Raw genomic sequence first — 13,113 nt, forward strand, 5'->3', positions numbered from 1 at the left:
CACGGATTAAATGGGTATCCCCCTTAAAAATCGGTTTCGCGTTCCGCTGGCTTGCCGATCTTCAACCCCTCCGAGGCCCGATACTCGGCCGGCTTTCGGCCCATCCGCCGATCGAAATGCTGCAGAAAATGCGGGTAATGCGCATACCCGACCCGCTCTGCAATAGCGCCGGCAGGCTCCGACGTGGTCCGGAGCTTCTCGCAGGCTTCGGCGATCCTCAAATCATGGATCCTGTCGAGCAAACCGCATCCGAACTTCTCTTGATAGGCTTTCCCCAGATAAACGGGGTTCAAATAAAACCGCGTCGCCACGTCCCGAATCGTGAGCGGGCTGCGATAATTATCCCGAACATACCGATCGACCTCGGCAACCGTGCTGCCGGGCCTGCTCTCGCGGATCGATTGCAACGCGGCGATCGCCTGCTCCGCGTACGAGAGAAGGCGCATCCGGACGGAAGCCGGTCCGGCGTCCCCTCCGACGGCCGAATTCGGACTCGTGCGGGAGCTCGGCCACAACGCCGGATCGCCGCCGGATTCGCGAATCAGCTTGCCGCATTGGACGGACAAGGAGCCCCCGAACAGCTCCGCCCACTCCAACGAGCGGCCTTCCGATTCCCGGAACAAGCGATCGATCAAATCCGCCGCCCGGGTCCGGTCCGCTTCTTCGATCGCTTGCAGCACATCCTTCATCCGCTGCGCGGTCAGAGCCGGCAGCATCGCTTCCCCGACTTCGCCGGCCTTCTGGCGGGAAGCGCGGCGGCTATCCAACCTCGAGCGGATTCGCTGCAGGGCCTCCGCCGCCTCTTCCCCGACGATCGGCTTCATCAGGTAGTGATAGACGCCGAGCTGCATGGCGCGTTTGGCATAGGCGAATTCCCCGTAGGCGCTAAGCACGACGATCTCGGGCGATTCTCCCTCGCCCCGCCCCCCGAGCAATTGTCCGATCAGCTCCAAACCGTCCATCTCCGGCATTCGGATGTCCGTCACGATGACATCCGGCAGAGCCTCGCGCGCCGCAGCCAGCGCCTCGACGCCGTTCTCGCAAGAGCCGCTGACGCGAAAGCCGAGCCCCTCCCAATCCACGAACATCCGCAAGCCCTCGATCGCCCACGGCTCGTCATCCACCAGAAGCACCGAATACATTTCTGCCCCCTCCTTCGTCTGCGGTCATGGCGGGAATCCGAAATCCGATCCGCGTGCCCTCGTTCGGACGGCTGTCGATGGAAAAATCGACCCGCTCCCCGTATTGGAAACGAAGCCGCTTATAAACGTTGCGCAAGCCCACGTTCTCGTCCGAATCGAGACTTCCGTTCATCAAGCTTCGGATTTCTTGTAACCGTTCCTCGTCCATGCCTTTGCCGTTATCTTCGACTTGCAAGTGTAAATAAGCGTCCGTTCGCCGGGCTTCGATCCGTATCACGCGCTGCCCTTTGACCACCTGCAATCCGTGCTTGCACGCGTTCTCGACAAGCGGTTGGATGCACATTTTCGGCACGAGGCAGCTTGCGGCTTCCTCTTCGATGTCGAACTGATAGTCGAAGCGATCCGCGAACCTGAACTTTTCGATCTTCAAGTACATTTCCGTAAAATGAAGCTCATCCTGCAGCGTAACGGGAGCGTCGGACCAGCTCAGCATCCGGCGAAGCAATTGGGACAAATTGCGGATGGAGTCGGTCACTTCCGAATAGCCGTTCTTCGCGCTGACGACGAGCAGGGCATTCAGCGTGTTGAACAGAAAATGCGGGTTGACCTGACTTTGCAGCAGCTTCATCTCGCCGCGAATCCGCTCCAGCTCCATATCCTTCTGCTGGATTTCGAGCTTATAGACATCGTTAATGAGCGACTCAATCTTGGCGGCCATCCGGTTATAGCTGCGGATCAGCCCGCCGATCTCGTCCTTGCCTTCCCGCAGTACGATCAAGTCGAATTTCTCATTCTTCGCTTTCTCCATATGGCGGGACAACCGGCGAATCCGGTAGTTGTACGAACGCAGCATGACGAAGATGAGCGTCGTCGGCAGCAGCGTGCTGACCGCGGCCAGCATCCAGATGAAACGGCTCGAGCTCTGGACGGCCGTCTGAAAGCGGTCTTCTTCCGCAAGACCGACCAGTTTCCATCCGCGAATATAAGATGGATTCCCAAGGGGACTTCGGAACGTCAGCTTGTCGTCTTCGCGGACGTCAGCCCCGGCAACGGGCTTCATATGCAGAGAAGAGGGGAACAGAATCCGATCCTGAGAATCCAGCAGGCGAAGCGACAGATACGGCTTCTCCTCTTCCAAGATTTCGTCGAAGCTGCTGGGCTTCAGATCGATACGCAAATATTTGGCATAACGCCCGTACAACGGGTAATCGTTCAGCTTGCGCACGATGCTGAAATAGTCTTTAATCCCTTTCGCGTTCAGGGGATCGACATCGGTGTACATGAGAACCTGGACGGACGATGGGGACGCGGCAGCCGCTTCGTACCAAGGGCTTCGCTTCGCCGCTGCATCCAGGAAGAAGTAGTTGCTTCCGCTCACGACTGTCGGATTTTCCGTAAACACCGAAATATTCTCGACGTAGGTATAGGCGGACATGAACGGCTTCATCTTGCCGGACAGCCCCTCATTGAAGATGTCGTAAAATTCGACGACATCGGTGTATTCCTTGTCCAGCACCTCGTATAACGTACGATCCGTCGCAACGGAATGACTGAGCGTGACGCCTCCCTCGATCATATTCATCGCTTTCTTGGCCGCCTGCTCAATCGTCATTTGAAGGTTATTCTGCTCCCGGGATTGAATGTGCTGAGACATTTGCCGGAAGAAGAGGACGTTGATCGTCAGGATCGGCACCAGAACGCACATCAAGTAGATCAGCGTGAACTTCCATTTCAGCGGGATGTTGTTCACGAAGCTGAGTCCGCCAATCGGATTACGCATGCGGGATGCCTCCTTCGATTCAGCCGTTCTTGTATTGGGATGGGGTCATGTTCATCCACTGCTTGAATTTCGCGGCGAATTGTTCGGGATCCGCATAGCCTACCTTTCGGGCGATGTCGGCGATTTTCAGGTCCGTTCGCCGAAGAAGCCGACGGCTTTCCTCCACCCGCGTGCGATGTACGTAGTCGAGGAAAGACACGCCCATCTGTTTCTTGAACAACTGACCTAGATAGGCCGGCTGAAAATGAAGCTTTCTCGCGATATCCCGCAATTGAAGCGGCTCGCTGTAGCGCTCCCGAACATACCGCGCCGCCTCCCATGCAGGTCCGGTCATGGACCGCTGCCGAGCCAATTGCTCCGCGACCCGTCGAGCGAACGACGTCAGGACTCCGGACCATCGGGCCGCCTCATTCGGCAGAATCGGAAGCGAGAAATCTGGTTCGTCTCCCGGAGCGGAGCTCGCCGTCTCTCCATCGATCACTTTCCAGATTAATTCGATCAACACGTTCGACAAGAATGCCTTCCCCGCCTTCTCGTCTCCATCGAACGCAAGCTCCAGCTGCCTGCACAGCCGTTCGGCCGCTTCGTCGATCTCCTTACCGTTGTCCCCCCGGATTGCCAGTAACAGACGGTCCTCCGCCTCGAATAGGGGATCATCGGCGTCCGGGAGCGTCCAAGCCGCTTCATCGGGCAAGGCAGGAAGTGGCAAACCCGCGGACTCGTCTCCTTCCGGTAACGACCACTGTCGGCGCAGCTTCCCAAGCGCGGCATGGATTTCCATGGTGTCGATCGGCTTCAGCCAATAGTCGAGCACTCCGTACGTCATCGCCTCCCGGGCCGAAAGGAAATCGTCGTGCCCGCTCAGAATGATGAAACGGCAGGGCACGTTCAAGGTCTTCGCACAGCGCTCGATCAACTGCATTCCGTCCATGACCGGCATGCTAATGTCCGTCACGATCAGATCGGGATTCAGCTCCCGGATCCGCTCCAGGGCTTCTTCCCCGTCGCACGCTTCGCCGCAGACGCGGAACCCGTGACTTTCCCAGTCGATCATAAACGTTAAGCCTTCCAGGACGAGAGGTTCGTCATCTACAAGGAGAACGTTGAAGATCGGAATCCACTCCCTTCCGAAAAAGTATTTTTATTATATCATTGTTTATGAATGCGGTTTCATTCGAAATCGTAACAACTATCGTCCTCCACGCGGTTTCTATGATACTATCTTAAGGATATAACCTATGCTTTTCTCCGTATCTATTGCTTTTCGCTCCTCAAATATTGCGATTTTTCGATCGATGATAAACTCCTTGAAAGGGATGAACGAGGATTGATCGAAATCTTAAACGGCACGAAGGAAACCGTCTCCTTTCACGAACATTTCGGAATACGGCTGTACCTGAATCACGAAGCGGAGAATTATCCCGTGCACTGGCACACCGCCGCCGAAATCATTATGCCGCTCGATAACTTCTACACCGCTATCGTGAACGACACGGCCTACGAGCTGCAATGCGGCGATATTCTCGTGATTCCGCCGGGCGAACTTCACGAGATCGTCGCGCCTGAGACCGGAGAACGGATGATTATGCAATTCGACTTTTCTCTTCTGTACAACCTCAGGGGGTTCGATTCTACCTTCCACCTGCTTCGTCCCTGTTACCTTGTCGAAGCAGAGAAGAGCGGCGAATTCGGACAATCGCTTCGCCGGCTGCTCCTGATGCTGAAGGACGAATATTTCAGCTCCTCTTTGTTGAAGGAAGCTTCGGCATACGCCCTGCTGATTCAATTTTTCGTTCTGATCGGGAGAAACCTCATGAACGGAGAATTCAAAGCCTCTCCGTCCAAAGGGCGGAATTATCACAAAAATATCGACACGCTTCTGAAGGTATGCAACTATATGAACGAGCATTGCACAGAGGACATTCAAGTAGAGGACCTTGCGAAATTGACCGGATTCAGCAAATTTCATTTTACGAGGTTGTTTAAGCAATACATCGGCATGTCCTATTACGACTACCTCAACCAGCACCGAATCATACACGCGGAGAAACTGTTGATCGACCCGAACCTATCGGTCACGGAGGTAGCCATGAGATCGGGCTTCGGCAGTCTGGCCACCTTCAATCGCGCCTTCAAAGCCTACAAGAAAAGCACGCCCACGCAATACAAACAGCTTCACAACAACGGCTGCAACGCAAGTCATCGGCCTATTTCCGCCGTAAAGGAGCCCTTACATCGTGAGCCGTAAAATAAAATTCAACGATCAAGTTGGTTGAGCTTGGGTGAAACCCGCGACTAAGGGCTAAGGCCAAGAAAGCGCCTTGGTGCGCTACCCCAAGCTGCGAGGCTAAGGCCAAGAAAGCGCCTTGGCGTCAAGCGCCCGGGGCTGCGCATAGTACGCTAAACCCGTCAGTATTAGATTGCCCCCATCGTTACAGGAACGAATGAATGCCTCGCAAGCGGAACAAGCCCAGCACCTGGCCGACGGTCATGCGGGCCGAAGGCCGGAAGTCGTCGCCGAGCAGATAGCGGAGCATTTCACCGAACAGATACGCGCTCTCGGGGCGTTTCCAATCCGGCGGCGAACGGAAGGCCAGCGTCGTTACGAACAGGCTTCCTTGCCCGACTTGAGCTTCGAACACGCTCGACAGCCGTTTGGCCCGGTTGAAGTTGTCGACGATCTCGACGATCGGCTCGACTTCCGGCACCGTATCCAGGCAGATGGCCGGGGTTCCGTTGAACAGATGATACCAGTGCCAATCCGAACGCCCGTCATTCGGGAAGCTCCCGAGCGCAGGATGCGGACGGATGACCGCCCCCATCGTCCCCCCTGCCTGCTCGGAGAACATCAGATAGTTCCAGAACACCGGCAAATATTTCGTCACCGGCGCGTCGTACAGCTCGCTTTCTCCCGCCAGCAGCCACACCCGGCCGCCGCCGTTCAGGTACTGAAGCACGTTTGTCGTGAGTCGTTGGACGATTGCCAGCTTTACGCCCTTGTGCGACGGATATACGAAAGGATCGAATTTAGCGTTCGGCTCGAAGGAAGCGCCGTACAGAGCGGTCTTCAGAGCGGGCGCGCTGCTCCAGACCGACTCGGCGTTCTCGTATCGAACCCGCGGGAACGACCAGAACGACCAGGCGTTGCGGATTTCCCGCTCCTCTACGAGACGTTCCCGATCCGCCCACCACACCTCCAGCACAAGCTCGGACGCCTCCGCTCCCGCAGGCAGACCGATCCTCAACGTGCCGATCTCCTCCACGCTGCCGCGCGCCGCTCCGGCGACGGCCAGTTCTCCTTCGTCGACGAGAACCTCATCCCGGCCTCCTTCTTTAGCGACGATTCCCGCAACCTCCGCGACAACGCCGCGAACCGAAGCGTCCGTTCCGCGTTCGTCTGCGTTCGGATCGCCCGCTTTGCGAAGAAACCGCCAACCGACGCGACCGGACAGCTCCGGCTCCTCCCCGTAATGGGACAAAAGCAGCCGAACGTCCATCGTCTCGCCCGCGAACAGAGTACGGCCTTCGCAGGCCATCAGCAGCACGGTCGGACCGTTGAAGTCGAGCGCCCTCTCCGGCGGGATCGTCCCCTTGCTGTCCCAGAACACGTCGAGCAGCCCCGTCGTCGCATGGCCCTGGCCCGGAAAATCGCGGATATCGAGCAACTGCACGCCCGCCGCCCCCGGCGTACGGCGCGCCCGCTCCATCGCTTCCTTCAGCGCGCGCACCTGGTGAACGCCGGTCGCTTCGATCCATTCGCCGACCCGCTCCTCCAGCCCTTTCGCCCGCAGCGTCTCCTCGATCGTCTCCAGCCACGTCGGCCGAAGCACGCCGGTGTACTTCGCCTTCTCCTCCGGCCTGGCGTACATCGTAAACTGCGCATGCTCGTGCCCAAGCACCGGCTTGTCCGTCAACCGGGCAACCGCTGAGAAATCGCGGTTCGTTGCGGGCGCGGCAATCTCCTCCGTCTTCAGCGGCACATGCCAGTTAAACGACGGGATGAAGAAATCGCCCTCGCGATCCTGCTCCGGAAGCTGGCCGAAGCCGGTATTGTCGGTAACGAGCCTCGAAGGATCAAGCTTCCTGGCGTATCTAACCAGCTCGTTCAGCCGTTCGTGCCCGTTATCCTCCGTCAGCTCGTTGCCCATCGAGAACAGAACGAACGAAGGATGCGCGTTCAAGCTTTCATAGATCCGCTCCAGCTCCGCCTGCAGGAACGCGTCGACCTCCACCGGCGGCTTCCCGCCGCGCGGCTGGTAGTGCGCAGACCAGTGCGGCAGCTCCGTCTGCACGAGCATCCCGGCCTCGTCCGCCGCTTCCCAGAACGGCTCGGGCGCGTTCCAGCCGTGCAGCCGCACGTGGTTGAAGCCGTAGGACCGGGCAATGCGGAACTGCCGCTCATAGTGCGACTTGTCCCAGACCGGATAGCCGGTAAGCGGAAATACGCAGCAGTCGACGTAGCCGCGCAGCCATACCGGCTTGCCGTTCAGCTCCAGCCGCTTGCCGGAGGCGGCAAGCCTCCGTAAGCCGGTCCGCCGCGCGACGCGGTCCAGCGTCTCCTCCCCCCGCTTCAGCAGAAGCTCCGCATCATACAGCTGCGGATGACGATCCGACCAGAGCGCCGGAGCGTCGCCCAGCGCGCAGACCAGCTCCGTTTCCCCACTCGCGTCCACAGGCGCAATCGCCGCAAACCCCTCTCCGTTCGGAGCCCGGAAGCGAGCCTCGACCGTGCAGCCGGTACGCTCCCCCTCCGCCGCCTCGACCTCGATCCGACAGCGGAACTCCCCCGCGAGCGGATCGGGAACGAGACTTACCCGACCGAGCCGCGCGGCGGGAAGCTCTACGAGCATGATCCCGCCGGTAATGCCGCCCCACTCCGTCGCCGTATGCCTCGTATGAATATGGCTGTCCGCCAACGGCAGCCGCATCCGGTTGTCTACGCGAACGAGCAGCTCGTTGTCGCCCTCGGACCATTCGTCGCCAAGCTCGTAGCGATGAACCGCGGACAAGCTGTCCCGCAGCCCGACGAATGCGCCGTTCACCCACACCTCCGTCGTCCAGCGAGCGCCCGCCAGCTCAAGCACCCGCTGCGCTCCCTCGTCAACCCGTTCGAGTCGAACCGTTTTCCGGTACCAGCCCGCTCCGACATACTCCCGCAGCTTCGTCCACGTGTCGATCTGCGGAAACGCCGGCTCTGAGCCGTAGCCCTGCTCCTCCCACGAGCCGGGCACGTTGATGCTGCCGCTCCCGAAGGCGGAAGCGTTCGGCGGCGCGTCCTTATACCGATCCTCCGGGTCCAACAGAAACTCCCATTTCCCGTCCAGCGCGGTTTCCCGTCTGCTCATTGCTTTCTCCCCCTAGTTCAATGTACTTGCCTTCCTGTGTGTGCGGTGTCATCCATCCAACGACCACCCCAAACGCGACAAGAAGGCGACGCAAGCGCCGCCTCCCGGATCAGCCCTTGACCGCTCCCGCGGTGAGCCCTTTCATGAATGTTTTCGAGCCGAGTATGAACAAGATCAGCACCGGAATCGTCGTCATCGTCAGCGCCGCCATCCGCGCCGCGTAATCGGTTCTGTGCACGATGCCCAGATTCGAAATAAAGATCGGCAGCGTATACCATTCCGACTTGTTGATCGTCACGAGCGGCAGCAGATAGTTGTTCCACGACCATAGAAACACGAGCGTCGCCAGCGTTGCCAGACCAGGCTTCATGATCGGCAGCACGATCCGGACGAAGATGCCCGGCTCCGAGCAGCCGTCGATGCGCGCGCATTCGAGCAAGTCGTTCGGAATCGAATCGCGCATGAACTGGATCATGAAGAACGCGCCGAACGGGAACGCCGCCCAGATCAGGATGACCGGCCACAGCGTGTTGCCGACGCCGAGGTGCCGCATCTCGATAATGTAGCCGATCAGACCGACCTGCGTCGGCACCATCATCGTCAGAATGACGAACGTCTGCAGCCATTTGCGGCCCTTGAATTCGAACTTCGCCACCGCATAGCCGATCAATGTGCTCGTCAGCGTCGCCAGAACGACGGAGGCGACGGACACGATCAGGCTGTTGCCGTAGACGTGCAGGAAATCGGCCTTCAGCACCGTCGTCAGGTTTTCTTGCAAGTAGCTTCCCGGCAAGATCGGAATGCCCTTGAACAAATCCTCGTTGTAATGCGTCCCCATCACGATCATGATATAGAACGGAAACAACGACAGCAGCGAGATGGCGACAAGACAGATCCACATGAGAGCTTTCATCTTTTGTCCTCCTTCGGCGCCGTCAACCGGTAGCTAATGACGGAGAAAAGCACGATCAGCAAGAAGAGCGAATAGGCGATCGCCGAAGCATAGCCGAAACGGGTATTGGAAATGAACGACTCGTCCACGAATTTCCAGATCATTGTAAGTGCCGTATTGTCCGGACCGCCTACCTGGGCGGAGCCCGACCAGCCGCCATAGAGCAGCTTGGGTTCGTCGAACAATTGCAAGCCGCCGATCATCGACGTCACGACGAGGAATACGGTAATGTTGCGCAGCAGCGGCATCGTGATTCGAATGAACGTGTGCAGCCCCGTGGAGCCGTCCACCTTCGCCGCCTCGTACACGTCCTGCGGGATGACCGTCATGCCGGCCATGAAAATAATCATAAAATAACCGAGATTTCGCCAGATGACCATCAGGGCGATAATCGCCCGGGAGCCCCAAGGGTCCTGAAGCCAATAGAAGCCTTCTTCCAGAATGCCGAATTTCGTCAGGAGCAGGTTGACCAGCCCCGTCTGCCAATCGAACATGTAGGAGAAAATAAATCCGATCGCCACCGGCGTCGTAATGTACGGCAGCACGTTGATCGTCTGGAAGAACCGCTTGCCGCGCGTCAGCTGGAAAGTCCAATAGGCCAGCGTAAGTCCGAGGATCAGCGTCAGCGGGATGAACATCAGCATCATCAGCAGCGTATTCCAGAGCGATTTGATAAATAAAGGATCGTTCGTCCATAGCTGGACGTAGTTTTTGAAGCCGATATACGTCTTGGCCCCTATGCCGTTCCAGTCATGCAGACTGAGCACGAAAGAGTACAGGATCGGATACAATTGAAACGCCGCATAGGTCAGCACAAACGGCAGGGCGAAAAGATAGGGCCACATGCGTGGCCCCCATCTGCGTTTGCGGGATGCGGCGGGTATGGCGTCGTAACTTTCCGCGTTCACGTTCATCCCCCGTTCTCCCGTCGATTACTTGACCGTCGCGTCGGACGCCTTGTTCTTGAACTCCGTCTTGAACTTCTCCAGCGCGGCGTCGGCCGTAATGGAGGCGTCCTTGGTCCAGAGCGGGTACAGCGCGTTGAACACGCCGTCCACGACGGAATCGTATTTGGATTGCGACTCGCCCTGCATATCCGGCACGATTTTCTCGATAAAGTACTTCGCCAGGTTCTGACCTCCGAAAAACTCGTCGTAAGGTCCCGGCGCGTCGATGAGCGCCTGCTGGGTCTCATAGAACGACTTGGAGCTCGTCATGTTGCCGAACGTCTGGAAGTTGTAAGCGGAGCCTTCGTCGGACAGATACGCGAACTCGATGAACGCCCACGCCGCTTCCTTGACCTTGCTGTCCTTGTAGATGCCGATAGCCGTGCCTCCGCGCGTGAAGCCGCCTTCCGGAGCCTTCACGAGTCCCCAGCGTCCCGAGCCTTCCGGATCGTTGGCGGAAATATGCCATTTCGCGCCCCACGGAGCCATCGGGTAGAACATGAATTCTCCCTTGGCCATCGAAGCCGACCATGCCGGAGTCCACAGCTCGTTCTTGCCGAGAATGCCGGCGTCGCGCATTTCAAACAGCTTCTGCAGCGGCGCCTGCAGCTTCGTCGTCAGATCGACGTCGCTGCCGTTCACATAGGAGACGAAGTTCTGTCCCCTCAAGGCGATGTAGGCGTCGCCGAGGCCGGGGAACATGAGCACCTTGCCGCCGCTTTTCTCCTTCAGCTCCTTGCCCTTGGCGATAAAATCGTCCCAGGAGGAGAGCAGACTTTCCAGCTCGGCCGGGTCGTCCGTGCCCCAGTATTCCTTCGCCAAATCTCTGCGGAACGCGAATCCAGCCGGCGTCAGCGTCTGATCTACGGCGATCACCTTGCCTTCCGAATTGGAGACGTAAGGCACGACATAGTCGAGAACCGTACTCTTGTCGAAGTTGTACGGCGCGCTTTCCAGATTGTCCAGCACGTCCAGATCGAACAGCTTGCCGCGATACGCCGACTCGCCGAGAATCACGTCGGGCACGTCGGAGCCGGAAGCGATCCCGCTCTGCAGCTTCTGAAGGTAGTCGTTCGGATTAACGACGGTTACTTCAACCTTGATATTCGGATATTTCTTGTTGAATTCCGCGATCATGCCGTTCTGGAACGCTTCGTCCCAGTCCCACACCTTGACGGTGCCGCTAAGCTGCGTCGGATCGGCAGGAGCCGATGCGGACGGAGATGCGTTTCCGCCGGCCGCCGGCGAGGAAGCCGACGGAGTAGCTTCTTTGCCGTTGCCGCCGCATGCCGCGAGCAGCCCCGCCAGAAGCGCCAAAGACGTGAAACCGCCCACCCATTTTCCAAGCTTTCTGTTGTTCACGATGGTGAGTCCCCCCAAGAAAGATGTTGTAAGTGCTTGCATGGTTATCGTACCCCGGGGGCCTTCCGCTCCGTAATCGGTCAAAACGGCGATTTCGTATAAAATCCGGCGGTCACGGCGCCTCCCCTCCGGCCTCCTCCGTCTCGTTCCACGGAAGCACGATCCGCACGAGCGTGCCCCGGCCGTGTTCGCCGAACGCTTCCAGCCGGGCGGATGCGCCGAAATGCGTCTTCAGCCGCTCCCGAATGTTGGACAGGCCGATGCCCCGCGTGCGCTCCGGTCCCCGGCCGACGCGCACCGTCCACTCCTCCTCGGGAACGTCCATCCCCTGCCCGTCGTCGTCCACCTCCACACAGAATCTTTCCCCGTCCCGATAAGCGCGCACGACGATCGTTCCCTCCTCCCGATCCGACGGAATAATGCCGTGGACGATCGCGTTCTCGACGAGCGGCTGGAGCGCCATACGCGGAACCGTGCGGCCGAGCAGCGCCTCCTCGACCTCCCATTCCAGCCGGAACCGGCCGGGATACCGGGTCTGCTGAATGACCGCGTATTTGTCGACGATCCGCTTCTCTTCGGCCAGCGACGCGCGGACGGCCCCCTCCCCCGTCTTGATCGTGTCCTGCAGGATGGAGATGAGCGCCTGCGTCACCTCGGCCGCTTCCCCGCCGCGACCGGCATGGGACAAGTAAATGACCGTATTTAAAGTATTGTACAAAAAATGCGGATTGATCTGCGCCATCAGCAGGTCGATCTGCATTTGCCGCTTCACCGCCTCGTTCCGAACGGACGTCTCCATCAGCCCCTTCAGGTCCTCGACCATCCGGTTGAAGCCGCTGCCGAGAATCTCCAGCTCGTCTCCGCTGCGGATGCGCACGCTCGTCCCCAGGTCGCCCACGGCGACCCGCTTCATCGCGTTCGTCAGCCTTATGAGCGGCTTCGTCAGATTGACGATGATCGGCAGCATGACGGCGAACGTCACCGCGATGCCCGTGGCGATGATGACGAGGTAGAAGAAGAAGACGCGGTTGATCTTCTCGAACAGCTTGCTCTTCGACAGCAGCGCCGCTTGTCTCCAACCTTGGCTCATCGCGTCGTCGGTCAGCACGATTCGCTTGCCGTCCTCGGCGAACGTCTCCCCGGAGACGAGCGCTTCGGCCATGAAGGCGCGATCCGGCTCCGGCAGATTGCCGTTGGAGGCGTGAAGCAGTTCGTCCGCGCCCGTGAACAGCTCGATCTGTTCGAAGTCCCGGGAGCTCTGCAAGAACACGTTAGCCAGCTCCGAATACGCGATATCGATGACAAGATAACTGTCCTCGGCCGCGTTTTGCCCGATGGGACGGTACTTGACCACGTAGCTAAACGCCTGGCGGTTGCCGCTGATGAAGAAGAACGGATGCGGCTCGCTGTACCCGTTGCGGACGCCCTTCATTTTCAGAAACCAGTCCTGCTTCAGATAGTCCGCGAAATAGTCCTCATAGCCGGCGTAGTTCGAATAGGTTTCCCCGTTCGGCGGGGCGATGACGACATTCAGAATGAAGTTGCTGAGCGCCACGAACCGGCCGAGCTTCTCCTGGACCGCCTG

At 58.8% G+C, this 13,113-nt stretch carries 9 protein-coding genes; 1 reads left to right on the forward strand and 8 read right to left on the reverse strand.

Annotated elements, in window-relative coordinates; all coding sequences use genetic code 11:
• Positions 1-23 precede the first annotated feature (23 nt).
• The 3 genes from ACESLM_RS04350 to ACESLM_RS04360 are packed head-to-tail and all read right to left on the reverse strand — an operon-like array spanning position 24 to position 4,039.
• Positions 24-1,142: a response regulator transcription factor gene (locus tag ACESLM_RS04350; protein WP_372630150.1), complete on the reverse strand. Its 1,119-nt coding sequence runs from the start codon at positions 1,140-1,142 to the stop codon at positions 24-26.
• On the reverse strand, positions 1,117-2,922 hold the full coding sequence (locus ACESLM_RS04355) for a cache domain-containing sensor histidine kinase (RefSeq protein ID WP_372630151.1): 1,806 nt from the start codon (positions 2,920-2,922) through the stop codon (positions 1,117-1,119). The genes ACESLM_RS04350 and ACESLM_RS04355 overlap by 26 nt, the downstream gene beginning before the upstream one ends.
• A 19-nt stretch (positions 2,923-2,941) precedes the next feature.
• Positions 2,942-4,039, reverse strand: coding sequence for a response regulator (locus ACESLM_RS04360; RefSeq protein WP_372630161.1), 1,098 nt, complete (start codon positions 4,037-4,039; stop codon positions 2,942-2,944).
• 210 nt (positions 4,040-4,249) lie between these two features.
• Here ACESLM_RS04360 and ACESLM_RS04365 point away from each other — a divergent pair, with 210 nt between their 5' ends.
• Positions 4,250-5,170, forward strand: coding sequence for a helix-turn-helix domain-containing protein (locus ACESLM_RS04365; protein WP_372630152.1), 921 nt, complete (start codon positions 4,250-4,252; stop codon positions 5,168-5,170).
• Positions 5,171-5,354: 184 nt separating this feature from the next.
• Here the strand turns inward: ACESLM_RS04365 and ACESLM_RS04370 are convergent, their stop codons facing one another.
• The 5 genes from ACESLM_RS04370 to ACESLM_RS04390 all read right to left on the reverse strand — a co-directional run.
• Positions 5,355-8,267: a glycoside hydrolase family 2 protein gene (locus ACESLM_RS04370; protein WP_372630153.1), complete on the reverse strand. Its 2,913-nt coding sequence runs from the start codon at positions 8,265-8,267 to the stop codon at positions 5,355-5,357.
• A gap of 109 nt (positions 8,268-8,376) precedes the next feature.
• On the reverse strand, positions 8,377-9,180 hold the full coding sequence (locus ACESLM_RS04375) for a carbohydrate ABC transporter permease (RefSeq protein ID WP_372630154.1): 804 nt from the start codon (positions 9,178-9,180) through the stop codon (positions 8,377-8,379).
• Positions 9,177-10,133 carry a carbohydrate ABC transporter permease gene (locus ACESLM_RS04380; RefSeq protein ID WP_372630155.1) on the reverse strand — a complete coding sequence of 319 codons (957 nt, stop codon included), beginning with the start codon at positions 10,131-10,133 and terminating at the stop codon, positions 9,177-9,179. The genes ACESLM_RS04375 and ACESLM_RS04380 overlap by 4 nt, the downstream gene beginning before the upstream one ends.
• 18 nt (positions 10,134-10,151) lie before the next feature.
• Positions 10,152-11,528 (reverse strand): ABC transporter substrate-binding protein, encoded by a 1,377-nt coding sequence (locus ACESLM_RS04385; RefSeq protein ID WP_372630156.1) that lies wholly within the window; start codon positions 11,526-11,528, stop codon positions 10,152-10,154.
• 112 nt (positions 11,529-11,640) lie between these two features.
• A partial coding sequence (locus tag ACESLM_RS04390) for a sensor histidine kinase (RefSeq protein WP_372630157.1) occupies positions 11,641-13,113 on the reverse strand: 1,473 nt, incomplete at its 5' end.

The sequence above is a fragment of the Cohnella sp. genome (assembly GCF_041641335.1).
Taxonomy (GTDB): domain Bacteria; phylum Bacillota; class Bacilli; order Paenibacillales; family Paenibacillaceae; genus Cohnella.